Source organism: Micromonospora chaiyaphumensis (assembly GCF_900091435.1).
In the GTDB taxonomy this organism is placed as follows: Bacteria; Actinomycetota; Actinomycetes; order Mycobacteriales; family Micromonosporaceae; genus Micromonospora; species Micromonospora chaiyaphumensis.
This window is the reverse complement of record NZ_FMCS01000006.1, coordinates 362,723-387,355: the sequence shown is the minus strand read 5'-3', so window position 1 is coordinate 387,355 and position 24,633 is coordinate 362,723. Positions and strand designations below refer to the sequence as shown.

Below are 24,633 nucleotides of genomic sequence, written 5' to 3'. Positions count from 1 at the left end.
CGGGCCCGCCGGCGTCAGAGGTACATGCCGGTGCGGTGCTCCTGCGACCGGGCCGGCTTGTCCCCCTCGCCGAAGAAGCGCTTGCCCCCGAACTCCCCGTGCAGCCGGTCGTCCAGCTCGTCGGCCAGCCCGGTCATCACCTGCACGGCGAGCATCAGGTGGGTGGCCTGGAAGTTGCGGCCGAACACCGGGATCGAGGCCCACACCGTGTCGTCGGCGCAGTAGAGCCGGCCGATCGGCATCCGGTTGGTCAGCTCGGAGAGCTTCACGTAGAGACGCTCGGTCGGCTCCACCTCGGTGAGCACCGGGGAGAAGACGTCGACCAGCGGCGGATTGTCCCGCACCCGGACGAAGACCATGGCCGACCCGGCACGGATGTTGATGTCGCCGTCCGAGTCGACCTGCACCTGGTCGGCCTTGGACTTCAGCATGGTGGAGACGACCGTGCGCACCCGCTCCTCCAGGGCCAGCACGTCGTTCTCCGGGTTCTGGGCGGTCGCGGCGGCGGCCAGCGCCTCGTCGAGGTCGGCCTCGACGTCGCGGTCCGGGCCGAACTCGCTGCGCGCGGTGCCGAGCGGTTCCTCCGGCAGCGGCTCACCCTCGGCGTCGTGCACCAGATAGACCAGGAAGGCGGGGTGCGGGGCGCCGTAGACGTCGCGCAGGGTCCGGGACAGCACGGCCGACAACCGGGTGGCCTCGTCGGCCACGCAGTCCAGGCCGAACTGCTCACCGGAGCCGGCCACCACGCCGGGCGGGGACCAGCCGAGCGCGATCATGTCGGCCACCGCGGCCCGGTCCAGCCGATAGCCCTGCGGCAGCGTCGCGTTGCCGACCGCCCGCGCCGAGAGGCGGCCCTCCTCGCCGGCGTCCACGCTCACCGAGTAGACGGCGTCCCCGGTGCCGGAGGCGGTCGGGTCGAGGGTGACCTCCAGGTGCGCGCCGGTGGGCAGCCCGCGCAGCCGGTCGGCCAGCGCGCGGGCGAACTCCCGCCAGGCCTCGGTCACCTTGGCCCGCAGGTCGGCCGTGGTCGGCTCGTCCAGCAGGATCGACTCGTGCTGCTCCGGCGTCGCGCCGGCGGGCTCACCAGCCGGCGCCGAGGGGTGGTCTGCCGTCATGATCGCCTCCGTCCGTCCTCGCCACCCTACCCACGGACGACGGGGGTCCAATCACCCCGACCGGCATCGGACAGCAGGCCGGAGGGGCTACTCCGCGGGAGCGGTCCCGTCCAGCTCCACCGGCCACGTGCCGGCCAACGCGCCGAGCCGGGCGGCGGCCGTGGCCGGGTCCGCGCCGCGCCCCACGGCCAGCCCCAGCAGGTACGCGGTGACCGGCGCCCCCGGCCGCAGCACCTGGTGCGCCACGTCCTTCGCCAGATCGAGCACGGTCGGCACCGGCACCTCGGCCGGGTCCAGTCCCAGCTCGGCACAGGCCGCCGTGACCCAGTCGTCCATCACCGTCATCGCGTCCACTCCTCGGCCCGGCGTACGTCCTCGTCAGTGTCGCAGTCGAACCAGGGCGGCGGCCCGGACCCCGACCAGGACACCTCCCGGACGGTCGTGCCGGCCAGCAGCCCGCGCACCGGCGCCCCGTCGACGGTGCCGCCGCGCTCGGCCGCGAGCCGGTCGAGGGCGGCCCGGAGCGCGGTCGCCCGCCAGACCGCGCAGAGCTGCTGCCGGCGGCCCTCGCCGTCGACGTAGCAGGCCACCCCGGCGGTCGAGCCGTCGAGGGCGCCCCGCAGCTCGGCCACCGCCGCCGGGGTGAGCAGCGGCAGGTCGGCCGCGAGCAGGGCGACAGTGGTGGTGCCGGGGTCGAGCAGGGCCAGGCCCGCCGCCGTCCCGGCCACCGGGCCGCCGCCGGGCGGCTCCTCGCGGGTCACCCGCACCCCCTCGGGCACCGGGCCCGCCGGGCCGACCACGACCCGCTCGCCCGCGTCGGCCACCGCCGCCAGCACCCGGTGCAGCATCGGTCGGCCGCCGACCGGCCGGGCCGGCTTGTCCACCCCGCCCATCCGGCGGGCCGCGCCGCCCGAGAGCACCACCGCCGCGTACGCCGTCACCGGGCCACGGTAACCGCGGGGGCGTCGCCGTGCGGGCGTCCGGGGGCGCGGGCGGTGGCATCGCCGTGCGAGGGTCCGGGGGCGCCGAGCAACGGCGTCGCGGTGCGGGCGTCCGGGGTGCCGGGGCAGATGTCGGTGGCGTCGCCGTGCGGGGGTCCCGCGGCGCGGGGCAGGATGGCGGCATGGGACGGGCGACTGACCGGCGTGGCGTGCTCCGGATCGATCTCGACGCGGCGGCCGACGGGCGGGAGCGGATCCGCCGGCAGGACACCCTGGCGGTGGAGGAGCCGCTGGAGATCCGGGTCGGCCCGGCGGGGCCCGGGCGGCGCAGGCCCCTCGCCGTGACCATGCGCACCCCGGGCGACGACCTGGACCTCGCGATCGGCTTCCTGCTCACGGAGGGGCTGATCCGGTCGACCGACGATGTGCGCACAGCGCAGCTCTGCGCCGGGGCGGAGACCCCCAACACCTACAACGTGGTCGACGTGGTGCTGGCCCCCGGCGTGCCGGAGCCCGTCACCGACCCGGCCCGGAACTTCTACACCACCAGCTCGTGCGGGGTCTGCGGCAAGGCGAGCATCGACTCCGTCCGGACCCGCTCGCAGTTCGCCGTGCGCGAGGACCCGCTGGCGGTGACCGCCGAGTTGCTCGCCGCGCTGCCCGACCGGCTGCGCGCGGCCCAGCGCGCCTTCGACCGCACCGGGGGCCTGCACGCGGCCGGGCTGTTCACCGCGGACGGCGACCTCGTGGTGCTGCGCGAGGACGTCGGCCGGCACAACGCGGTGGACAAGGTGGTCGGCTGGGCCGTCCGGGAACGGCGGCTACCGCTGGCCGGGCATGTGCTGCTGGTCTCCGGGCGGGCCAGCTTCGAGCTGACCCAGAAGGCGTGGATGGCCGGGGTGCCGCTGCTCGCCGCGGTGTCGGCGCCCAGCACGCTCGCCGCCGACCTGGCCGAGGAGGCCGGGATGACGCTGGTCGGCTTCCTGCGCGGCGGAACCATGAACGTCTACACCGGGGCGCAGCGTGTGCCCGCCGTCCCGGTCACCGCCGGGACGCCGCGCGTGCCGGGGTGACACGGCCGCCGGGGGTTTGGCGCGCGCCGAACGACGGCTCTCGCGCGCCGACTGACACGGCCACCGGCGGGGCCGGCGCATGCCCCGGTCACGGGCGGGGTCGGCGCCGGCGGCGGCGGAGCACCGCTCGGCCCGCGGTCGCGGGCCAGCCGTCCAGCTCGGAGGGGGCGAGGCCACGGCGGAGCGCGTCGTCGAGGAGCAGGGCGAGCGAGTAGCCGGGGTGGGCGGCGAGCACCCGTTCCAGGGCGACGGCGGCCAGCGCGCCGTGTCCGGCCCGCCAGGCGGCGAAGGCCAGCAGGCTGCCCGGAGCGGCGATCAGCTCCGGCTCGGCCCGGCGCAGCACGTCGGTCCACAGGCTGATGTCCGCGTCCCGGCCGTCGGTGCGGGACCAGGCGTGGTCGCGGACCGGAAGGTGGGTGAGGAGCACGGTCAGCCAGGCCACCTCGTCGTCACCGAGTCGCTCACCACGCCGGTGCCGCCGGAACGCGGTCCGCACCGCCGCCACCCCCGCGGACCGGACCGCGCGGGCATCCATCGGCCCGGTCCTGCCGGCTTCTCCGGTCCGCCCGCCCGCCTCCTCAGCGGGCCCGGCCGCCTTCCCGGCCCGCCCGGCCTCCCCGGGAAGCCGGGCTGCCTCCCCGCCGAGCCCGGCCGCCGATCCGGCAGGCCCGGTCGTCGACCCGGCGAGCTCGTTCAGGCGGTGGCGGGCCCGCGTGGTGGCCCGGTGCATGGCCAGCCGGACCGGCCCGCCGATCGGGCCCACCTGCGCGGCCAGCGCGGCCCGGTCGGGCAGGGCGACCTGACCGGCGAAGACGGCCGCCGCGCTGACCTGGCTGGCCGCCGGGTCGTAGCGAGTGCCCTCGGGCGGGCAGCAGGCCGGCTCGGCGCAGAGGTAGGACCACCAGCGCCCGTCGGTCACCCGGAGCGCGTCGAGGACGAGCAGCCCGGCCCGGTCCAGCGCGTCGCCGACCGCCTCGACGGTGCCGGTGACGCGGGCGGCCGGGCCGTAGCCGAGCACGGTGGCGGCGTCGGTGCCCTGCCGGGCCACCACCTCGGCCAGGTGCCTGGCGGCCGCGCCCGGGTCGCTGCCCGGCTCGGGCAGATCACCCCGGGCGGCGAAGACCACCCGCCGGCCCCGCATCGCCACCACCACGACGCTGTCGGCGGGATGGAAACCGAGCAGGTACGGCACGGCGGCGACGAGGTCGGCGGGCGAGCGGACGGCGAGGCGGGGACGCTCGGTGGAGTTCATGCCGGGAGCGTGCGGCGCACCGGTGCCGGCGCGACAGGCCCTGTGGACGACACGCGGGTTGTCCACAGATACGGAGAGTATCGGGCCAGGTCGGCGAGGAGCGGCACACCGCAGAGGCGGTCACGGCCCGCACCGACCCCGCGGACCGGCTACGTTGCGCTCATGGACCTGGCGTACCTGCGGGCACACCCGGAGCACCTGCCGACCTTCCTGACCCACCAGCGGATCCGGGAGACGCCGGTCTCCGGCGGGGACATCTGCGCCGCGTCCCGGCTCACCCTGGACGACGGGCACTCGGTCTTCGCCAAGACCTGGCCGGAGCGCGCGGAACACGGGGCGCCCGAGGGCTTCTTCGCCGCCGAGGCGGCCGGGCTGCGCTGGCTGCGTGAGGCCGGCACGGTCGCCGTACCGGAGGTGGTGGTGGCGCTGCCGGAGCTGCTGGCGCTCGACTGGATCGAGCCCGGCGAGCCGACGCCGGAGGCCGCCGAGCTGTTCGGGCGGGAGCTGGCCGGGCTGCACCGGGCCGGCGCCCCCGCCTTCGGCGCCGAGTGGCCCGGCTTCATCGGCGCGCTGCCGCAGGACAACACCCCCGACCCGGGCCCGTGGCCGGAGTGGTTCGCGCAGCGGCGGCTGCTGCCCTACCTGCGGATGTCGGTCGACAACGGCGCGCTCACCGGCGCGGAGGCCGGCCCGGTCGAGGAGCTGATCGACCGGCTCGCCGAGTTCGGCGGCGACGAGCCGCCGGCCCGGCTCCACGGCGACCTCTGGCCCGGCAACCTGCTCTGGGGCCACGACGACCGGGTCTGGCTCGTGGACCCGGCCGCGCACGGCGGTCACCGAGAGACCGACCTGGCCCAGCTCGCCCTCTTCGGCGGCCCGCCGCACCTCGACCGGATCACGGCCGCCTACCGGGAGGCGTGGCCGCTGGCCGACGGCTGGCGGGAGCGGGTGCCGCTGCACCAGCTCCACCTGCTGCTGGTGCACACCGCGCTGTTCGGGGCCGCGTACCGGGCGGCGGTGGACTCCGTCGCCCGCGCCGCGCTCAGCGGCACCGGACGCGCTACGGTCGACGGGTGACCGCCGCCCCGACGACGACCGACGGGGTCCTCGTCGACCGGTACGGCCGCGTCGCCCGGGACCTGCGGGTCTCGCTGACCGACAAGTGCAACCTGCGCTGCACCTACTGCATGCCGGCCGAAGGGCTGCCCTGGCTGGCCGGGCCGCAGCTGCTCGACGACGACGAGATCGTCCGGCTGATCCGGGTGGCGGTGCACCGGCTCGGCGTCACCGAGGTCCGCTTCACCGGCGGCGAGCCGCTGATCCGGCCCGGCCTGGCCCGCATCGTGGGGGCGGTGGCCGCGCTGGAGCCCCGCCCGCGCATCTCGCTGACCACCAACGGCATCGGCCTCGACCGCCTCGCGCCCACCCTGCGCGCCGCCGGGCTGGACCGGGTGAACGTCTCGCTGGACACCCTGGACCCGGCCCGGTTCGCCGCGCTGACCCGGCGGGACCGGCACGCCGACGTGCTGGCCGGGATGGCCGGTGCCGCGGCGGCCGGGTTGGCCCCGGTGAAGCTCAACGCCGTGCTGATGCGCGGGGTCAACGACGACGAGGCGCCCGCGCTGCTCCGGTTCGCCCTGGCGCACGGCTACGAGCTGCGGTTCATCGAGCAGATGCCGCTGGACGCGCAGCACGGCTGGGACCGGTCGACCATGGTCGTCGCCGACGAGATCCTCGCCGCCCTGCGCGCCGAGTTCACGTTGACCGCCGACCCCGGCGAGCGGGGCGCGGCGCCGGCCGAGACCTGGCTGGTCGACGGCGGCCCGGCCCGCGTCGGCGTGATCGCCAGCGTGACCCGCCCGTTCTGCGGCGACTGCGACCGCACCCGGCTCACCGCCGACGGTCAGGTCCGCAACTGCCTCTTCGCCACCGAGGAGTCCGACCTGCGCGCCGCGCTGCGCGCCGGGGCCGACGACGAGGAGCTGGCCCGGCGCTGGCGTGCCGCGATGTGGGGCAAGCGGGCCGGGCACGGCATCGACGATCCGACCTTCCTGCAACCCGCCCGCCCCATGTCGGCGATCGGAGGCTGACCGGTGCAGCTCACCGTCCGGTATTTCGCCGGCGCGCGGGCCGCGGCCGGCCGTGCCGAGGAGACCGTGCCCGCCGGTGGGTCGCTCGAGGAACTCCTCGACGAGCTGACCGGGCGGCACGGCGAGCGGCTGGCCGTGGTGCTGAAGGCGGCGAGCTTCCTGGTCGACGGTGTGGCCTGCCATGATCGTCAGGCACCGCTGCCGGCCGGGGCGACGGTCGACGTGCTGCCGCCCTTCGCGGGCGGCTGAGGGAGGCACCCGTGTTGGCGCAGGCGACGTTCGTGGGCTTCGCTGTGCTCGTCACCGCCCTGATCCACCTCTACCTGTGGAAGCGGCTGGTGCGGGACACCACCCGCCCGGGCCGGCTGCGCCGGGCCGGTGGGATGGTCGCGCTGCTGCTGGCGCTGCTGGTGCCGGCGACCATGGTGGGCACCCGCAGCGGCTCGAACTGGCTGGCCTGGCCGGGCTACCTCTGGCTGGCCCTGATGTTCTACCTGTTGGTGCTGCTGGTGGTGCTGGAAGTGCCCATGGCCGTGGCCAAGCTGGTGCTGCGCCGCCGGGGGCGGGCCGCGACCGCTGCGGACGCCGACCCGTCGACGGTGCCGGCGGGCGGCACCGGCCGGACGGCCACCGTCCCGGCCGGCCACGTCCCCGAACCGGCGGCGGCCGGCCCCGCCGCCACGTCGCCCGTCGCGCTCGCGGAGCCACCCGCCGCGCCGGCCGAGGCGGGGTCCGCCGAGCCGCCGGGCGACGAGGCAGCGGCAGGCACGCCGCCGAACGGCGACGGGCCGGCTGGCGGCAGGCCGGATCACGACCCGTCCCGCCGGTTGCTGCTCGCCCGGGGGGCCGCCATCTTCGCCGGGCTCACCGCCGCGGGCGCCACCGGGTACGGCGTCCGCACGGCGATGGGACCGCCCCGGCTGGACCGGGTGCAGATCCCCCTGGCCAAGCTGCCCCGCGGCATGGACCGGCTGCGCATCGCCACCGTCTCGGACATCCACCTCGGGCCGCTGCGCGGCCGGTCGCACACCGAGCGGATCGTCGCGATGATCAACCGGCTCGACGCCGACCTGGTGGCGGTGGTCGGTGACCTGGTCGACGGCTCGGTGGCCGAGCTGGGCCGGGCCGCGGAACCGCTGCGCGACCTGCGCTCCCGCTACGGCAGCTTCTTCGTCACCGGCAACCACGAGTACTACTCCGGGGTCGAGGAGTGGGTGCGCGAGGTGGACCGGCTGGGCCTGCGGGTGCTCCAGAACGAGCGCCAGGAGATCCGGGCCGGCGGCGGCGTGCTCGACCTGGCCGGGGTCAACGACGTCACGGCCGCGGGCACCGGGCTGGCAGCGCCCGCCGACTACGCCGCCGCCCTCGGCGACCGCGATCCGGCCCGCCCCGTGGTGCTGCTGGCCCACCAGCCGGTGGCCGCGCACGAGGCGGCGAAGTTCGGTGTGGACCTCCAGCTCTCCGGGCACACCCACGGCGGCCAGATGGTGCCGTTCAACCTGCTGGTCAAGCTCCAGCAGCCGGTGGTCTCCGGCCTGGGCGAGGTGGACGGCACGAAGGTCTACGTGACCAACGGGGCCGGCTTCTGGGGCCCGCCGGTCCGGGTGGGCGCACCGCCGCAGGTGAGCCTGGTCGAGCTGCGCGCCCCATAGCGCTTTCCGGCCGCCCGGTCCAGCACCGCATTGCTCAGGTCACGCGTACGCGTGGCGGCGGGCGGCCGGGGGACCGGGCGTGACAGGATGCGGCGTGCCTCCGTTCAGCGCCGTACCCTCCGGTGGCCTCCCGCCGTTCGTCGCGGATCTGCACATCCACTCGAAGTACTCGCGCGCGTGCAGCCGTGACCTGACCCTGCCGAACCTCGGCTGGTGGGCCCGACGCAAGGGCATCGGCGTGCTCGGCACCGGCGACTTCACCCACCCCTCCTGGTACGACCACCTGCGCGAGACCCTGCAGCCGGCCGAGCCCGGGCTCTACCGGCTGAGCCCCGAGGCGGAGCGGGACATCGCCCGGCGGCTGCCGCCCCGGCTGGCGAGCGAGGCGGAGGCGGACCCGGTCCGGTTCATGCTCAGCGTGGAGGTCTCCACGATCTACAAGCGGGACGACCGGACCCGGAAGGTGCACCACCTCATCTACCTGCCGGACCTGGACGCGGTGGCCCGGTTCAACACCGCGCTGGGGCGGATCGGCAACCTGGGTTCCGACGGCCGGCCGATCCTCGGGCTGGACTCCCGCGACCTGCTGGAGATCACCCTGGAGGCCAGCCCCGACGGCTACCTGGTGCCGGCGCACATCTGGACGCCCTGGTTCTCGGCGCTCGGCTCGAAGTCCGGCTTCGACGCCATCGCCGACTGCTACGCCGACCTTGCCGAGCACATCTTCGCCGTGGAGACCGGTCTCTCCTCCGATCCGGCGATGAACTGGCGGGTCGGCAGCCTGGACCGCTACCAGCTGGTGTCGAACTCGGACGCGCACTCGCCGCCGGCCCTGGCCCGGGAGGCGACCGTCCTCGACTCGGCCCGCGACTACTTCGCGATCCGGGAGGCGCTGCGCACGGGCGACGGGCTGGCCGGGACCATCGAGTTCTTCCCGGAAGAGGGCAAGTACCACGCCGACGGGCACCGGCTCTGCGGGGTGAACTGGTCCCCGGAGTGCACGCGGGAGGCCGGCGGGCGCTGCCCGGAGTGCGGGAAGCCGCTGACGGTGGGCGTGCTGAGCCGCGTCGAGGAGTTGGCCGACCGGCCCGAGGGGCACCGCCCGGCGCACGCCCGGGAGGTGACCCACCTGGTGCCGCTGGCCGAGATCCTCGGTGAGCTGAACCGGGTGGGCGCCCGCTCGAAGAAGGTGGAGGGCAAGCTCCACGAGCTGATCGCCGCGCTCGGGCCGGAGCTGGACATCCTCCTCCGTACCCCGCTGGACGAGATCGGCCGGGTCGGCGGTGAGCTGCTCGCCGAGGGCATCGGCCGGCTGCGCCGCGGCGAGGTGCGGCGGGTCCCCGGCTACGACGGCGAGTACGGCGTGATCACCCTCTTCGATCCGGCCGAGCTGGGCTCGCCGGGTGGGGGCACCGGCCAGGACACGCTCTTCGACGTACCCGTGCCCCTGCAGCGGAAGCCCGCGGAGCCGGCGCCGAAGCCCAGGGCCCGGCGCCCGGCGGCGGCCAAGGCGGAGCCGAAGCGCAAGCCGACCCCGCCGCCCCCACCACCGATCGCGCCCCCGCCCTCCCCGCACGAGCCCTTCGAGCCGATGCTCGCCGGGATGGAGGAGGTCGGCACCGGGCTGCTGGACCGGCTCGACGCCATGCAGCGGGTGGCGGCCTCGGCGCCCGGCGGCCCGCTGCTCATCGTGGCCGGCCCCGGCACCGGCAAGACGCGGACGCTGACCCACCGGATCGCGTACCTCTGCGCGGAGCTGAACGTCTTCCCGGAGCAGTGCCTGGCCATCACCTTCACCCGGCGGGCGGCGGAGGAGCTTCGGCACCGGCTGGACGGGCTGCTCGGCCCGGTGGCCGAGGACGTCACCGTCGGCACGTTCCACTCGCTGGGCCTGACCATCCTGCGGGAGAACGCGCCGGCCGCGGGGCTGCCGGGGGACTTCCGGATCGCCGACGACGCCGACCGGGCCGCCGCCCGCGCGGAGGCCGGCGAGGACGACGATCGGTACGCGACGCTGCTGCGCAAGCGGGACCTGGTCGACCTGGACGAGCTGCTCACCCTGCCGGTGGCGCTGCTGCGGGGCGACAAGAAGCTGGTCCGGGAGTACCGCGAGCGCTGGAAGTGGATCTTCGTCGACGAGTACCAGGACGTCGACGCCGTCCAGTACGAGCTGCTGCGGCTGCTCAGCCCGCCCGACGGCAACCTCTGCGCGATCGGCGACCCCGACCAGGCGATCTACTCGTTCCGGGGCGCGGACGTCGGCTACTTCCTGCGCTTCTCCCAGGACTTCACCGACGCCCGGCTGGTCCGGCTCAACCGCAACTACCGCTCGTCGGCACCGATCCTGGCCGCCGCCGTGCAGGCCATCGCGCCGTCGTCGCTGGTCCGCGGCCGCCGCCTCGACCCGGCCCGGCTCGACCCGGAGGCGCCGCTGGTCGGTCGCTACGCCGCGACCTCCGTCGCGGACGAGGCCGATTTCCTGGTACGCACCATCGACGACCTGGTCGGCGGCCTCTCCCACCGCTCGCTGGACTCGGGCCGGATCGACGGCCGGACCACCTCGCTGTCGTTCTCCGACATCGCGGTGCTCTACCGCACCGACTCGCAGGCCGCGCCCCTCGTGGACGCGCTGGCCCGGGCGAACATCCCGGTGCAGAAGCGCTCACACGACCGGCTGCGCGACCGGCCGGGGGTGACGGCCATCGCCCGCGAGCTGCGGCACGCCGGGCTCGACGGTTCGCTGACCGCCCGGGTACGGCTGGCCGGCCAGATCCTGGCGGAACGCTTCGCGGTGCCGACCCTCGACGGCTCCGGCGCGGTACGCCCCGAGGACGTCCGCACCGCCGTCGACCTGCTCACCCCGCTGGCCCGGCGCTGCGGCGACGACCTCGGGCAGTTCCTCGCCCAGCTCGCGACCGGGGCGGAGGTGGACGCCCTCGACCCGCGCGCCGAGGCGGTCACCCTGCTCACCCTGCACGCGGCGAAGGGGCTGGAGTTCCCCGTGGTCTTCCTGGTCGGCGCCGAGGACGGGCTGCTGCCGCTGCGCTGGCCCGGCCAGGAGCCGGACGACGACGCGGTGGCCGAGGAGCGGCGGCTCTTCTTCGTCGGGCTGACCCGGGCCCAGGACCGGCTCTACGTGAGCCACGCGGCCCGGCGTACTCGGCACGGGTCGGAGCGCGAGTGCCGTCCGTCCCCGTTCCTCGAGGTGATCGACCCGGGCCTGTTCGAGCGCTTCGGCGACACCGAACCCCGCCGCCCGAAGGATCGCCAGCTCCGCCTGATCTGATCGGAGGTTCCGCGTCAGGCGAGCAGGACCGCCAGCCAGGCGCCGGTGAGGAGCGCCGGGCCGAACGGGAGCGGCGTGTCGCGGCGGACCCGGCGGGCGGCGAGCAGAGCGAGGACGACCACGCCGTTCAGCAGGTGCGGGAGGAGCAGCCCGAGACCCAGGGTCGGCCAGCCCAGCCAGCCGAGCGGCAGGCCGAGCGCGGCGGCGAGCTTGACGTCGCCGAAGCCGAGCCGGGCGCCGGGTAGCAGGGCGAGCAGCACGTACCCGGCGAAGGAGACGGTCGCGCCGGCGAGCGCGGCGAGCAGCCGGCCCGGCGTGCCGGTGATCAGCGCGGCTCCGACGAGACCGAGACCGCCGGCTGCCGCCGCGGCGGCCACCAGCGGGTCGGGCAGCCGCAGGCAGGCGAGGTCGGCGAGGGCGAGCGCCAGCCCCACCGCCGCCACGGCCAGGAACGCCGGCAATGCCGGGTCCCCAGCCCGCGCGGCGGCGAGCCCGCCGAAAACCAGCGCCCCGGCCGGTGCCACCGCGCCGAGCCGGTGAGCCCGGCGGCCCGCTCCGGCACCGTGCGGCGCGGGACCCGACCAGCCAGGGTCAGGCGTGGGAACGACCGGACCCGTCGACCCGCCGGACCGGGCGGCCGGACACGGCGAGCGGGTGGAGACCCCGGCGAACGGGACGGCCGCCCCGCCGGCCAGCGCGCCGAGGAGCGCGACACCCGTCACCAGCCCCACCGACACGGGCCGGGACGTTACCGGCGGGCCGGCTCCGGGGCGGCCCCGTCGACGGGTCGTGCCGCTGACCGGCGCGGGCGTTCGGTGCTGACCACCACGGCGACGCCGGCCACGATCACCGCGCCGCCGAGCAGCACCTGCGCGGTGACCGGTTCGGCGACGAACAGCGCGCCGAGCGCCACGGCGACCGCCGGGTTCACGTACGCGTAGGTGGAGACCAGGGAGATCGGCGCGTGGGCCAGCAGCCAGACGTACGCCGTGAAGGCGACCAGCGAGCCGGCCACCATGAGGTAGGCCAGCGCGGCCCAGGAACGGCCGGTCACCTCGGCGGGGGAGAAGCCGTCCATCTCGCCCCGGACGGCGGCGACCACGGCGAGCGCCGCCGCGCCGGCGATCATCTCGTAGACGGTGGCCACGAACGGGTCGGCCGGCATCCGGATCCGGCCCGACAGGTACGAGCCGACCGACCAGCTGACGGCGCCCGCCACGACGGTCAGCGCGCCGACCAGCGGCACGCTCCCCGACCCGCCGCTCGGCAGCACGAGCAGCACGAGACCGACGAAGCCGACGGCCACCCCGGCGAAGGTCCACGGCCGGGGCCGGTCGCCGCCGACCGTCCGCAGCAGCACCACCAGGAGCGGGACCGTGGCCACCAGCAGCGCGGCGATGCCGGAGGGCAGCGCGGTTCCCTCCGGGCCGGACTCCGCGAGCACCACGAGACCGTTGCCGCCGGCCAGCAGCAGCACCCCGACCAGCGCGGCCGAGCCGAGCTGCCGCCGGTCGACGCGCAGCGCACCCGGGCCCCGGCGCAGCCGCAGCACGAGGGCGAGCACCGCCGCGGCTGCGGCGAAGCGCATCGCCGCGGAGGTGAGCGGCGGCAGGGACTCGACCGCGACCCGGATGCCCAGGTAGGTCGAGCCCCAGAGCACGTAGACCAGGACCAGCGCGGTCCAGATCAGGGCGGGACGGGCCGGGGCGGCGGCGTGGTCGACGGCGGGCGTCGCACTCGTGGGGCGTGAGCTCATCGGTGGACCACGCTACGGTGACCACGGCGTCGGCGTCCCCTGTTGGTGGCCGGCCTCTCAGCACTGGCGTACGCAGGAGGGCGTTCATGTCGAACTTCGGACCACCGGGCGGCGGCTCCCCCGAGCCGTGGGGTGGACGGCGCCCCGACGACGGCTACGCTCCGCCGGCCGATCCCCGCTACGACCCGGGGTACGGCGGCCAGCAGGGCGGCTGGGGCGAGGCGCCGACCCGGCACTACGAGCCGGCGGCCCCCCACTACGAGCCGCCCGCCCAGCGCTACGACCAGTCGACCCAGCGCTACGAGCCGGGTCCCGCCTGGAACGCCGGCCCACCGCCGGCCGCCCCTCCCTACCAGGGCTACCCCGCCGATCCCGGCTACGGCCACCAGCAGCCGTACGCCGAGCCGGCGCCGCCGAAGCGCGGCCGGGGGCCGCTGCTCGTGGTCCTGGTCGTGCTGGCGGTGCTGCTGCTCGGCGGCGCGGGGGCCTACTGGATGCTCGGGCGCGACGACGCCACCCCGAGCGGGACGGCGTCCGCCTCCGCGCCGGCCGCCGGTCCCACCGGAGCCGCGGGCGAGCCGGCCGACGTGCCCACGACCCCGCCGGCCCCGGCCTCCTCGACCGACCCGCGCTTCGTGAAGGCGGGCCAGTGCGTCGCCAACGAGGGCGGTGCCGCCGAGCCCAAGCTGGTGATCGCCGAGTGCGGGGCGAAGACCTACCAGGTGCTGCGCCGCATCGACGGATCGACCAGCGGCAAGAAGGACGCCGAGTCGAAGTGCGCGAAGGTCGCGGGCTACACCGACTGGTACTTCTTCGACAGCCAGCTCAACGACCTCGACTTCGTGCTCTGCCTCAAGCGGCGGTAGGGCACTCGTAGCCAAAACTAGGGCTGTCTAGCGTCGAGGCTAGACAGCCCTAGTTTTATCTCGACGGCCCGACACGCGGTAGCCGCATCTACGCATGTCTAGCCCCGCCGCTAGACGGCCCGATACTGTGCGATTCGTGGATCCGGTCCGCAACCCGTACGCCCCGGGCGCCGGTCAGCGCCCGCCCGAACTCGCCGGGCGGGGGCGGGAGCTGGACGTCTTCGACGTGGTGCTGGAGCGGATCGCCCGCGGCCGGCCGGAACGCAGCCTCATGCTCACCGGGCTCCGCGGCGTGGGCAAGACCGTCCTGCTCAACACGCTGCGCTCGCAGGCCATCAACCACCTCTGGGGCACCGGCAAGATCGAGGCCCGGCCGGACCAGTCGCTGCGCCGGCCGGTCGCCGCCGCGCTGCACATGGCGGTCCGCGAGCTGGCTCCCCGGCACCGCGCCCCCGACCGGATCGACGCCTTTCTCGGGGTGCTCAAGGCGTTCGCCCAGCGCGCCGCCCCGGCCGGGCGCGGCGGGGCCGCCCCGAAGCTGCGCGACCGCTGGCAGCCCGGCATCGACGTGCCGGCCAGCAGCGGCCGGGCCGACTCCGGCGACATCGAGATCGACCTGGTCGAGCTGCTCACCGACGCCGCCGCGGTGGCGACCGACGTGGGCACCGGCGTCGCGATCTTCATCGACGAGATGCAGGACCTCGGCGCGGAGGACGTCTCCGCACTCTGCGCCGCCTGCCACGAGCTGTCCCAGCTCGGCGCGCCGCTGATCGTGGTGGGCGCCGGGCTGCCGCACCTGCCGGCCGTGCTGAGCGCCGCGAAGTCGTACTCGGAGCGGCTCTTCCGCTACCAGCGGATCGACCGGCTGGACCGGATCGCCGCCGACCAGGCGCTCTGCGCCCCGGCCGAGCGGGAGGAGGTCGAGTACGAGCAGAAGGCCCTCGACCTGCTCTACGAGAAGTCCGGCGGCTACCCGTACTTCGTCCAGGCGTACGGGAAGGCCACCTGGGACCACGCGCCCCGCTCGCCGATAACCGCGGCGGACGTCCGGGTTGCCGCGCCCGAGGCGGAGGCGGAACTGGCGGTGGGCTTCTTCGGCTCGCGGTTCGAGCGCGCCACCCCCGCCGAGCGCGAGTACATGCGCGCCATGGCGACGCTCGCGCTGGTGGACGGGGAGGAGAGCGGCCGCGACGACATGGACGCGGCGGTGCCCACCGCGGAGATCGCCCGGGCGCTCGGCCGCAAGCCGGCCAGCCTCTCGCCGGCCCGGGACGCGCTGATCAAGAAGGGGCTGATCTACTCGGGCGAGCGGGGCACGGTCGCCTTCACCGTCCCGCACTTCGGCCGCTACCTGCGCACCCAACCGGCCTGACGGTCAGACCTTCGACCAGGGCGGCGGGAAGACCACCTCCCCGGCCGGGGGCGGCGGCTCGTCGCTCGTGGAGGGCGGAAGCACCAGCGCCTGCCACGGCTCACCCAGCCCCGACCACGGGCTGGTCAACCCCAGCCGGTCCGCGCGCCCGAACCCGAACCGGCGGTAGTACGCCGGGTCGCCCAGCACCACCACCAGCCGCTCGCCCAGCTCGGTGGCCGCGTCGAGGGCGGCCTGCACCACCGCCACGCCGTGCCCGACCCGCTGCCGGTGCGGGGCGACCGCCACCGGGCCGAGGGCCAACGCCGGCCAGGCGCCACCGTCGGTGCGCACCTGCACCCGGGTGAGCAGCGCGTAGCCCACCACCTCGCCGCCGTACTCGGCGACCATGGCCAGCTCCCGGATCCAGGCGTCGCTGCGCCGCAGGTCGTCGACCAGCCCCACCTCGGGCGGGGTGGCCACGTCGGGACGGGCGAACGCGCCGGCCAGCACCCGGGCGACCGGCTCCTCGTCCGCCGGGTCCTCGGGTCGGAGTCGCAGCGTCGTCACCCGCGCGACCTTACCGTCCGGAGCCCGTCCATCCGCGACGGTCGCTGAAATCGGTACGCGCCGGACGTCCACGTCGGCCGATCCCTTTCGGGTGTTGCAGGGGTGCTGAGGGCCGCGACGGGGTATGACTGAGCCATGAAGCCCGTGCGCTCCCTCGCCCGCGTCATGTTGAGCGGCATCTTCGTGGTCAGCGGCGCCCGCAACCTGCAGAACCCGGGACGGCTGGTCCCGGCCGCGCAGCCGATCACCGACAAGGTCACGCCGCTGCTCCAGAGCATCCACCCCCGCATCCCCACCGACACCGCGACGCTGGTACGGGCCAACTCGGCCACCCAGTTGATCGGCGGGCTGATGCTGGCGACCGGCAAGTTCACCCGGCCGGCCGCGCTCGTCCTCGCCGCCACCCTGGTGCCGACCACCGCCGCCGGCCATCCCTTCTGGAACAACGACGACCCGGCGGCACGGAACAACAACCAGATCCACTTCCTGAAGAACCTCGGGCTCTTCGGCGGTCTCCTCCTCGCGGCCGCCGACACCGAGGGCAAGCCGGGGCTCCGCTGGCGCACCGGCCACCGGATCAACCACTCGCGCCGCTCGGTGCAGCGCGCGGTCCGGACCGCCCGCCGGGAGGCGAAGATCGCCGTACGCTCGGCGGCCACCGCCCGCCGAATCCCGGGCTGACCTGCATCAATACGGCCACCACCCCCGCAAGGCCACCAATCACCTGAACCGTCCGACACCCGTTAACGCGGTGGAAATGTCAAAAACACGTGTGGGATCGGACACGGTCGCATAACGCGGGAGGCAGTGACGTGAGGCGCCGTTCTAGGCTCCGTGCTGGACCTGGACGGGCAGGACGACCTTGGTACGGGGGTGGCCACGCCATGCCGACGACAGTCGGTAGACGGATGGACCGCCTTCCTCCCCTCCAACGTGTGGCGCGGGGGGTCGACCGCCGCATCCTCGTCCGGACCGGCGTCGTGGCCGCCGTCTCCTACGCCTCCTGGCTCGCCATCGGGGCCTTCGGCCGGCCGTACAACTTCTTCGACATGAAGATCTACCACGGTGCCGTGGTGTGGTGGGCGAACGGCAACGAGCTGTACGACTTCATCGCCCCCTCCACGACCCTGGGCTTCACCTACCCGCCGTTCGCCGGCCTGGCCATGCTGCCGATGTCCTGGCTGCCGGTCGACGCCGCCGGCTGGCTCAACGCCCTGGCCAGCATCGCCGCCCTCGCCGTCGTGCTGGCCGCGCTGCTGCGCCCGATCATCGACCGGCTGGGCTGGTCGCTCTGGTTCACCGTGGGCATCGCCACCCCGCTGGCCGTGGCCATCGAGCCGTCCCGGGAGACCCTCGGCTACGGCCAGGTCAACCTGCTGCTCTTCGCGCTGATCATGGCGGACCTGGTCGGCCTGCGCTGGCGGGCCCGGCGCGGCACCCACCACGAGACCGCCGACTCGGCGCTGGCCCGGTTCGTCTACAGCGGCACCTGGGCCGGGGTCGGCATCGGGCTGGCCACCGCGGTCAAGCTCACCCCGGCGCTGTTCGTGGCGTACCTGATGATCACCCGGCAGTGGCGGGCCGCGCTGACCGCGGTCGGCACCACCATCGGCGTGACCATCGTGACGTTCGGGGTGGTCGGCGAGGAGTCTCGGACGTACTTCACCAACGTGCTCTGGCAGACCGAGCGGGTCGGGGCGGCGGACATGACCGCCAACCAGTCGCTGGCCGGCCTGCTGGCCCGGCTCTACGACTCGATCGAGACGCCCGGCCTGCTCTGGCTGGCCTTCGCGGTGCTGATGCTGGCGCTCGGGCTGTCCCGTGCGACCAGTGCCCGCGCCGACGGCGACGAGCTCACCGCGTTCACCCTGGTCGGGCTCACCGCCAACGTGATCAGCCCGATCTCCTGGTCGCACCACCTGGTCTGGGTCATCCCGGCGATCATCGTGCTGGCCGACGCCGCCCTACGCCGCCGCGAGGCGAGCCGCGGCCTGCTGCCCCGGGCCACCGGCGCGCCACCGGCCACCGGGGTTCCGGCGCTCCGGCCGCCGATCTGGTATCCGACCCTCACCGGGTTCCGGCACGGGGTCGGCGCGCTCGGGCTCTACCTGCTCTTCCTCGTCTCGCCGATCTGGCCGTACGAGCACCAGCTCCCCGAGGTGTCCCACTACCAGGACGGCCTGTTCGGCGCGCTGATGGAGAACTCCCTGGCCGTCGCCCTGATCGTGCTGGTCGCGGCGCTGCCCTGGCGCCCCGGCGCCGAGCCGGCGTTCTATCACGACCGGCTCGCCCGGGCGGCTCAGCCCGCCGCCCGACGCTGAGGAGTCAGGGGCAGTTCACCCACTCCTCGGCGCCGTCGGCGAACACCTGCCGCTTCCAGATCGGCAGCCGCGCCTTCACCTCGTCGACCAGCCGCGCGCAGGCCGCGAAGGCCGCCGCACGGTGCGCGGTGCTGACCGCCGCGACCAGGGCCACGTCGCCGATCTCCAGCGGGCCGATCCGGTGGGACACGGCCACCGCGTACACCTGGGGGTGGGCGGCGATCTCGGCCGCCACCTCGCGCAGCACGGCCTCGGCGGTCGGGTGGCCCTCGTACTCCAGCAGGGTGACCGTGCGGCCGTGGTCGTGGTCGCGGACCACGCCCTGGAACGAGACCACCGCACCGGCGCGGCGGTCCGCGACCGCCGCCTCGTGCGCGGCCAGGTCCAGCGGCTGGTCGGTGACCGCGCCGAGGACGACGCCGACTGCCGTGCTCACTGAGCCTCCCCGGTTCGCGACTGCGGGGCTCGCAACCCCGGCTCACTCCTCGCGCTCACCATGGCCGCTCCCCGAGAGTCAACGGGAGCGGCACGAGTGGCACCCGGTCGCCCGCCGCGCCGCTCGTGCCCGGCCGGATCACCGCGAAGCCGTCGGCGCCGGCCAGTCCCCGCAGCATCGCCGAGCCGACGTGGCGCACCGGGTGCGCCGTGCCGGTCACCCGGTCCCACCGCACCAGGGCGAGGTGGGTGTAGTCGCCGCGTCCGGCGACCGGCTCGGCCAGGGTGGCCTGCGGCAGCACCGGCATGGGCCGGCCCTGCAGGCCCGCGAGCAGCGGCGCGACCAGCGAGACCAGCGCCACGACGGCGGACTGCGGATTGCCCGGCAGGCCGGCCACGAAGCGGACGCGACCGTCGTCGCCGACCAGCCGGGCCAGCAGCATCGGGAATCCGGGGCGGACCGCCACGGTGTTCACCACGTAGTCGGCGCCCAGCGTCTCCAGCGTCGGGTGCAGGTGGTCGACCGGGCCGTGCATCGTGCCGCCGGTGGTGCAGACCAGGTCGGCGTCGGCGAGCGCGGTGCGCAGCGCGGCCACGTGGTCGGGGAGCGTGTCGGCCACCGGGCCGACCACGTCGGCGGGGCGCACCTGGCAGCCGTAACGGCGTAGCCAGGCGGGCACCGCCGGGCCGAGCGCGTCCCGGACCCGGCCGGCTCCGGGCGGGCCCGCGGTCAGCAGCTCGTCACCGAAGACCAGCAGGGCGGCGCGGGGCCGGCGACGGACCCGCAGGGTGTCGTGCCCGCAGGAGGCGGCCAGACCGATCACCGCCGGGTCGACGGGCGTGCCGGCCGGCAACAGCTCCTCCCCGGCGTACGCCTCCTCGCCCGGCTCCCGCCACTCCGGCGCGGGGCGGGGCGTGCCGGTCACCCGGCCGTCGGCGGTGCGGGTCGACTCCTCGATCCGCAGAATCGCGGTCGTGCCCTCGGGGACCATCGCACCGGTGGCGATCTCCACCGTGCTGCCGTCGGCCGCCAGCGGGGGCGGGGTCTGCCCGGCGAGCACGCGGCCGACCACCCGCCACGGGCCGTCCCCGCGCACCGCCCAGCCGTCCACGCTGGAGGTGGGGAACGCCGGCAGGTCGGTCCGCGTCGTCAGCGGCTCGGTCAGGGTGTGCCCGTCGGCGTCGGCGAGCGACCGGCCGACCGTGGGGAGCGCGGCGGCGAGACCCACCGCGTACACCCGGGAGCGGGCCTCCTCCCACCCGGCCGGCGGCGGCGCGGCGACCTCGACCGCGCCGGCTGCGGTTTCCGTGCTCATCGGCCGAGCCTATCGCCGGTGCGGCGGGGGCGTGCGGTCAGTGGTCGCCGCCACGGAGCTGGTCGACGGTGTGCCGCAGGATCGGGCCGAGCACCGCGAGGCCGTCCTTCGCCCCGCCCCGCGACCCGGGCAGGTTGACCACCAGCATCCGGCCGGACACCCCGGCCAGCCCGCGCGACAGCGCGGCCGTCGGCACGGCGGCACGGCTGTGCGCCCGGATCGCCTCGGCGATGCCGGGAATCTCGTAGTCGAGCAGGGGGCGGGTCACCTCGGGGGTGCGATCGGTCGGGGTGACGCCGGTGCCGCCGCTGGTCAGCACCACGTCGACGCCCTCGTCGCGGGCCGCCCGCAGCGCCGCGCCGACCGGCTCGCCGTCGGGCACCACCACCGGCTCGTCGACCTCGCAGCCCAGCTCCCGCAGGCCGGCGGCGAGGAGCGGGCCGCTCGTGTCCGCGTAGACCCCGGCGGCCGCCCGGTTCGAGGCGACGATCACCCGGGCCCGGATCACGGCCGGTCCTCCGGCCGGACCCACTCGCCGGTCTTGCCGCCCTCCTTGCGCAGCACCCGGACCGCGTCCACCGAGGCCGCCGGGTCGACCGCCTTGACCATGTCGACCAGGGCGAGGCCGGCGACGGCCACCGCGGTGAGCGCTTCCATCTCGACCCCCGTCCGGTCGGCGGTCTTCGCCGTGGCGGTGATCTCGACCGTGTCCTCGGTGAGCCGCAGGTCGACGGTGACGCCGTGCAGGGCGATCGGGTGGCAGAGCGGGATCAGGTCGGGGGTGCGCTTGGCCCCCATGATCCCGGCGAGCCGGCCGACCGCCAGGGCGTCCCCCTTGGGCAGGCCGTCGCGGCGCAGCAGCTCCACCACCTCGGCGGTGGTGCGGAGGCGGCCGGCGGCGACCGCGAGCCGGCCGGAGACCGGCTTGGCGGAGACGTCGACCATCCGGGCCGCGCCGGCCGGGTCGACGTGGGTGAGCTGCGCGGGTTCGGTCACGGCCGCGAGCCTATCCGTCCGGTACGACCGGGCGCGCGCTTCGCGGCCGGCGGCGGGGAGGGGCGCCGCTCGGCACCCCTCCCGCACCTTGCCCGCCGTCGATTCGCTGGGGGGGAAACTGACGGCGGGGGCCTCGTCGACCGGGTCCCCCGTGCAGCGGACCGCCCCCGTTGGTCGACATGCCGGCGACGCTAACGGGCCAGGCGATAAGAAATCGATAAAGCGGTTCAGACCCGATCCGGCGAGACCTCCGCCAGCAGCCGGCGGATCTCGTGCTGCTCCGGTACCCCCATCCGCTCGAAGATCGCCAGGGCCCGCCGCCGGTATCGGCGTGCGTCCTCGGGGTCGTTGTCCGCCAGGTGTTCGGCGAGGCCGCTGAGCGCCCGGCCCTGCTCGTAGGGGTGTGCGATGCGGGTGGCGATGTCGAGCGCCTGACGGAACATCGCCACTGACTCCTCCTGCCGCCCGGCGACCCGCAGTGTCATGGCCAGTTCGTTGCGGGCCTCGGCCTGGACGTGGCGTTCGCCGGCATTGGCCGCCGCCTCGATCGCGGCATGGTGGTGTCGTAGCGCCTCGTCGAGCCGGCCTAAGTGCCGGTAGGTACCGGCCAGGTCGCTGAGGGTCTCGGCCCGGGCATACCCGTTGCCGGTACGGTCCCGCAGCGCCAGGGAGGCCCGGAGCAGGCGTTCCGCCTGTGCGTCGTGGCCGAGGCGGTAGCGGACGCCGCCGAGGTGACCGAGCGCGTTGGACAGGTGGAACAGGTCCCCTCTGACCCGGGCGACGAACAGGTGGAGCCGATGGACGGCCATGGACTCGTCGTGTCGGCCCAGGAACCGCAGGGTGAGGCCCAGGTTGGGCAGCACGGGCAGGGTGTCCAGGGCACCGGCCCGCACCGCGGCCTGGTTGACGTCGAGGGAATCCTGGATGCGGCCGGTCAGCCAGTACACGACGCCCAGGTTCACCCGCGCACGATCCGTGCCTTCGACGTCGCCGAGTTCCGCCCGGATCGACACCACCTCGTGGAGGTGGGCCGACGCCTCCTGGTAGGCGCCCGTACGCACGCAGGCCGAGGCGAGGTAGTTGTGCATGAGGGCAACGGCGTGGCGATCATCCGTCCGGCGTGCCGCGACCAGCCCCTCGCCATGCGTGGCGGAGATGTCGTCGAAGTAGCTGCGCATGTAGAAGAAGCGCCAGGCCGCCCGGGCCAGCCGCCACGCCATCGCCTCGTGGCCCTCGCGAGCGGCCTGCCGGACGAGGGAGTTCAGATTGAGGCGCTGCTCCTCCAGCCACTCGAGGTCACCGGGCAGCCGCGCCGAGAGCAGATCGGGACGCAGAGGCGCCTCCAGGCGGAGATTCCGGTCGACCAGGCGCTTCTCCTCCATCGGCGCGGAGACCACCACGACCGAGTGCAGGAGGTGATCGAGGAGGCCCGCCACCACCGCTTTCCGGATCGGCTCCGGGTCCGTCTGGAGTGACAGTTCGTAGGCGTACTGCCGCATCAGATCGTGCAGGCGGTAGCGCCCGTCGGCGATCTCCTCCACCAGGTGACGGTCGACCAGTTCGTCGATCAGGTCGGCGGCCTCGTCCAGTGGCAGATCGGTGAGCGCGCCCACCATGGCGGTGTCGTAGTGACCCGCGGCGACCAGTCCCAAGGACCGGAAGACGCGCCTGGCCGAGCTGTCCAGCGGCTCGTACGATTCGGCGAAGGCCTCGACCACGGTTCGCGCCTCCGCCTGCAACCGGGGAAGGAACGCCGGCTTCCCCGACAGCCGGCGAACCATGTCGGACATGGTCCACGCCGGGCGATGGGCCAGCCGCGTGCCGGCCAGCCGGATGGCGAGCGGCAGCCCTCCGCAGATGCGCACCATCTCCGACGCGCCGTCGGGATCGGCCCTGACCCGCTGCTCGCCGACGAGGGACGTGAGCAGGGCCAACGCTTCGGACTCGGGCAACACGGAAAGCGACACCGGAGGCCGCTCGGTGAGCGCCAGGAGCCGACGCCGGCTGGTCACCAGGACCACGGCACGACCGGTGGCGGGCAGCAGGGGCTCGACCTGCGCGCTGTCCGCGGCGTTGTCGAGCACCACCACGGCCCTGCGGAGGGCGAGTTCCCGCCGCCACATCTCGATCCGGTCGGGCAGCTCCCCGGGGATCCGACCGGCCGGCAGACCGAGCTGGCGGAGCAGGGTGACCAGGGCGGATGCGGGTGGGACCGGCGCACCCTCCGCATGGCCACCGAGGTCGACGAACAGTTGCCCGCCGGGAAACCGGTCCGCGAGACGGTGGGCGAGGTGGACCGCGAGGGTTGTCTTGCCGCAGCCCGCCATGCCGTCGATCACCCGCACCACCGGCCCTGCCTCGTCGGCGGCGATGTCGCCGAGCGTCCGCTCGATGACCTCCCGCCGTCCGACGAAGTCCGGCACCACCCGGGGCAGCCAGTTCGCACCCCGGCCGGCATCCTCGTTCCGCCCGACCGCAGCGGCTTCCACCGGGCCGCCCGCGGGTCTCCGCCGCGCCCGCCGGGCGTCGAGCGTGGCACGGTGGACCCGCTCCAACTCGGGCCCGGGTGGCACACCGAGCTGCGCGGCGAGCGCGTCGCGCGCGGCCTGATAGACGGCGAGCGCCCCGCTCACGTCGTGGGTGCCGATGAGCGCCCGCATGAGCAGGGCCTGGGCGGGTTCGCGCAGCGGATACCGCGATGCGTGTGCACGCAGGAGCGGGAGAGCCAGGTCGGCGCGATCGGTCCGCAGCCGCAGCTCGGCCAGCAACTCCACGGCCGACTGCCGGTCGCGGTCCACCGCCTCGCGCCGCGCCGTCAGGCCAGGTCCCAGCGGCAGCCCGGCGAGCAGCGGACCCGACCAGGCGTCGACCACCTCCGCGAGCAGCGGGATGGCTTCGATAGGTCTGCCCTGATCGGCCATGTTCCGTGCGTCGTGCCAGCCGGGCGACAGGCGGTGCAGGTCGATCCGGTCCTCGTCGATGTGAAGTCGGTAGCCCCCGGGTTCGCGGACGATTGCAACTCGCCCGTCACCAGCCGAGTTGAGGCTCCGCCGCAGATTAGCGGCGTACGTACGGACGTTGGGTACGGCAGAACGCGGCGGGGCCTGCGGCCACAGCTCGTCCACCAGTTCGTCCACGGTGACCAGCCGGCCGACATGGAGGGCGAGCATCGCCAGTACAAGCTGCTGCTTGGGCGTTCCGAGTGCCAGGCCCGCCCCGTCGAACCGCACCGCCAGGCCGCCGATGACTCGAATTTCCACGAGGACTGCTCCGCTTTGCTGACGCCTCCTCCAAGCCGAACCGACAGACTAATTCATGTGCCCATTGGTCGCCGCCCGGACGGGACCGACCGCACCACGCCCTGCCGACCGCACGTTCAGCCAACCCGGTGATAGAAGTCGGCCAAAGCACGGTTGAAATGTTTCCCTTGCGGGGCAAGGCTGACAGGCGCGCTCCACCGCAAATTCCAGATGGCAGTCAGCGACCACGCCGACACGAGCAGATACGGCTCGCTTCGCTCCGCACACTTCTTGTGGACAGAACGTCATATAGCGGTGGCTACTTACTTATATTGCGCATACCGACATTCATTCTTTGATATCGGCCATCTCCT

The 24,633-nt window shown here is 74.9% G+C and carries 22 protein-coding genes; 10 read left to right on the top strand and 12 right to left on the bottom strand.

Going from position 1 to position 24,633, the window contains the following annotated elements; genetic code table 11:
• Window positions 1-14 precede the first annotated feature (14 nt).
• From GA0070214_RS18800 to mobA, 3 genes are all read right to left on the bottom strand, one after another.
• On the bottom strand, window positions 15-1,115 hold the full coding sequence (locus tag GA0070214_RS18800) for a T3SS (YopN, CesT) and YbjN peptide-binding chaperone 1 (RefSeq protein ID WP_091265133.1): 1,101 nt from the start codon (window positions 1,113-1,115) through the stop codon (window positions 15-17).
• A gap of 87 nt (window positions 1,116-1,202) precedes the next feature.
• The gene (locus GA0070214_RS18795; RefSeq protein ID WP_091265586.1) at window positions 1,203-1,460 is read right to left on the bottom strand and encodes a DUF6457 domain-containing protein; all 258 of its coding nucleotides are present in this window, start codon (window positions 1,458-1,460) and stop codon (window positions 1,203-1,205) included.
• Window positions 1,457-2,056, bottom strand: a complete 600-nt coding sequence (mobA, locus tag GA0070214_RS18790) for a molybdenum cofactor guanylyltransferase (RefSeq protein WP_091265130.1) — start codon at window positions 2,054-2,056, stop codon at window positions 1,457-1,459. Before mobA ends, GA0070214_RS18795 begins: the two co-directional genes overlap by 4 nt.
• A gap of 182 nt (window positions 2,057-2,238) precedes the next feature.
• Between mobA and fdhD the strand changes: the two genes are divergently transcribed.
• On the top strand, window positions 2,239-3,129 hold the full coding sequence (fdhD, locus tag GA0070214_RS18785) for a formate dehydrogenase accessory sulfurtransferase FdhD (RefSeq protein ID WP_091265126.1): 891 nt from the start codon (window positions 2,239-2,241) through the stop codon (window positions 3,127-3,129).
• An 88-nt stretch (window positions 3,130-3,217) separates the two neighbouring features.
• Here the strand turns inward: fdhD and GA0070214_RS18780 are convergent, their stop codons facing one another.
• Window positions 3,218-4,381 (bottom strand): DUF4192 domain-containing protein, encoded by a 1,164-nt coding sequence (locus tag GA0070214_RS18780; protein WP_091265122.1) that lies wholly within the window; start codon window positions 4,379-4,381, stop codon window positions 3,218-3,220.
• Window positions 4,382-4,543: 162 nt separating this feature from the next.
• Here GA0070214_RS18780 and GA0070214_RS18775 point away from each other — a divergent pair, with 162 nt between their 5' ends.
• The 5 genes from GA0070214_RS18775 (at window position 4,544) to GA0070214_RS18755 (ending at window position 11,409) form a co-directional block, all read left to right on the top strand.
• Window positions 4,544-5,458 carry a fructosamine kinase family protein gene (locus GA0070214_RS18775; RefSeq protein WP_091265118.1) on the top strand — a complete coding sequence of 305 codons (915 nt, stop codon included), beginning with the start codon at window positions 4,544-4,546 and terminating at the stop codon, window positions 5,456-5,458.
• Complete coding sequence (moaA, locus tag GA0070214_RS18770) at window positions 5,455-6,471, top strand: GTP 3',8-cyclase MoaA (RefSeq protein ID WP_091265113.1); 1,017 nt, start codon at window positions 5,455-5,457, stop codon at window positions 6,469-6,471. Before GA0070214_RS18775 ends, moaA begins: the two co-directional genes overlap by 4 nt.
• A gap of 3 nt (window positions 6,472-6,474) precedes the next feature.
• Window positions 6,475-6,720 carry a MoaD/ThiS family protein gene (locus tag GA0070214_RS18765; RefSeq protein WP_091265110.1) on the top strand — a complete coding sequence of 82 codons (246 nt, stop codon included), beginning with the start codon at window positions 6,475-6,477 and terminating at the stop codon, window positions 6,718-6,720.
• Window positions 6,721-6,731: 11 nt separating this feature from the next.
• On the top strand, window positions 6,732-8,123 hold the full coding sequence (locus GA0070214_RS18760) for a metallophosphoesterase (RefSeq protein WP_091265106.1): 1,392 nt from the start codon (window positions 6,732-6,734) through the stop codon (window positions 8,121-8,123).
• Window positions 8,124-8,217: 94 nt separating this feature from the next.
• Window positions 8,218-11,409 (top strand): UvrD-helicase domain-containing protein, encoded by a 3,192-nt coding sequence (locus GA0070214_RS18755; RefSeq protein ID WP_091265103.1) that lies wholly within the window; start codon window positions 8,218-8,220, stop codon window positions 11,407-11,409.
• 14 nt (window positions 11,410-11,423) lie between these two features.
• On the opposite strand, the gene GA0070214_RS18750 is transcribed toward GA0070214_RS18755, so the two are convergent.
• Both GA0070214_RS18750 and GA0070214_RS18745 read right to left on the bottom strand, forming a co-directional pair.
• Complete coding sequence (locus GA0070214_RS18750) at window positions 11,424-12,146, bottom strand: prepilin peptidase (protein WP_091265097.1); 723 nt, start codon at window positions 12,144-12,146, stop codon at window positions 11,424-11,426.
• A gap of 11 nt (window positions 12,147-12,157) precedes the next feature.
• Entirely contained in the window at window positions 12,158-13,165 is a 1,008-nt protein-coding gene (locus GA0070214_RS18745; protein WP_091265093.1) for an EamA family transporter, read from the bottom strand.
• An 86-nt stretch (window positions 13,166-13,251) separates the two neighbouring features.
• Between GA0070214_RS18745 and GA0070214_RS18740 the strand changes: the two genes are divergently transcribed.
• Window positions 13,252-14,031 carry an LppU/SCO3897 family protein gene (locus GA0070214_RS18740; protein WP_091265091.1) on the top strand — a complete coding sequence of 260 codons (780 nt, stop codon included), beginning with the start codon at window positions 13,252-13,254 and terminating at the stop codon, window positions 14,029-14,031.
• Window positions 14,032-14,167: 136 nt separating this feature from the next.
• Window positions 14,168-15,403: an ATP-binding protein gene (locus GA0070214_RS18735; protein ID WP_091265089.1), complete on the top strand. Its 1,236-nt coding sequence runs from the start codon at window positions 14,168-14,170 to the stop codon at window positions 15,401-15,403.
• 3 nt (window positions 15,404-15,406) lie between these two features.
• On the opposite strand, the gene GA0070214_RS18730 is transcribed toward GA0070214_RS18735, so the two are convergent.
• Window positions 15,407-15,952, bottom strand: coding sequence for a GNAT family N-acetyltransferase (locus GA0070214_RS18730; RefSeq protein ID WP_091265085.1), 546 nt, complete (start codon window positions 15,950-15,952; stop codon window positions 15,407-15,409).
• 135 nt (window positions 15,953-16,087) lie between these two features.
• On the opposite strand from GA0070214_RS18730, the gene GA0070214_RS18725 reads away from it, so the two are divergent.
• On the top strand, window positions 16,088-16,633 hold the full coding sequence (locus GA0070214_RS18725) for a DoxX family protein (RefSeq protein ID WP_091265083.1): 546 nt from the start codon (window positions 16,088-16,090) through the stop codon (window positions 16,631-16,633).
• Between the two features lie 203 nt (window positions 16,634-16,836).
• On the top strand, window positions 16,837-18,273 hold the full coding sequence (locus GA0070214_RS18720; RefSeq protein WP_091265080.1) for a glycosyltransferase 87 family protein: 1,437 nt from the start codon (window positions 16,837-16,839) through the stop codon (window positions 18,271-18,273).
• A 4-nt stretch (window positions 18,274-18,277) separates the two neighbouring features.
• On the opposite strand, the gene GA0070214_RS18715 is transcribed toward GA0070214_RS18720, so the two are convergent.
• The 5 genes from GA0070214_RS18715 to GA0070214_RS18695 form a co-directional block, all read right to left on the bottom strand.
• A complete protein-coding gene (locus tag GA0070214_RS18715) occupies window positions 18,278-18,709 on the bottom strand; it encodes a molybdenum cofactor biosynthesis protein MoaE (protein WP_091265078.1) in 432 nt (143 codons plus the stop codon).
• A gap of 55 nt (window positions 18,710-18,764) precedes the next feature.
• Window positions 18,765-20,024, bottom strand: a complete 1,260-nt coding sequence (locus GA0070214_RS18710; protein WP_091265075.1) for a molybdopterin molybdotransferase MoeA — start codon at window positions 20,022-20,024, stop codon at window positions 18,765-18,767.
• Between the two features lie 37 nt (window positions 20,025-20,061).
• Window positions 20,062-20,532, bottom strand: a complete 471-nt coding sequence (locus tag GA0070214_RS18705; RefSeq protein ID WP_091265581.1) for a MogA/MoaB family molybdenum cofactor biosynthesis protein — start codon at window positions 20,530-20,532, stop codon at window positions 20,062-20,064.
• Window positions 20,529-21,020, bottom strand: a complete 492-nt coding sequence (gene moaC, locus GA0070214_RS18700; protein WP_091265071.1) for a cyclic pyranopterin monophosphate synthase MoaC — start codon at window positions 21,018-21,020, stop codon at window positions 20,529-20,531. Before moaC ends, GA0070214_RS18705 begins: the two co-directional genes overlap by 4 nt.
• 227 nt (window positions 21,021-21,247) lie before the next feature.
• Complete coding sequence (locus GA0070214_RS18695) at window positions 21,248-24,280, bottom strand: AfsR/SARP family transcriptional regulator (protein ID WP_091265067.1); 3,033 nt, start codon at window positions 24,278-24,280, stop codon at window positions 21,248-21,250.
• Between the last annotated feature and the right edge of the window lie 353 nt (window positions 24,281-24,633).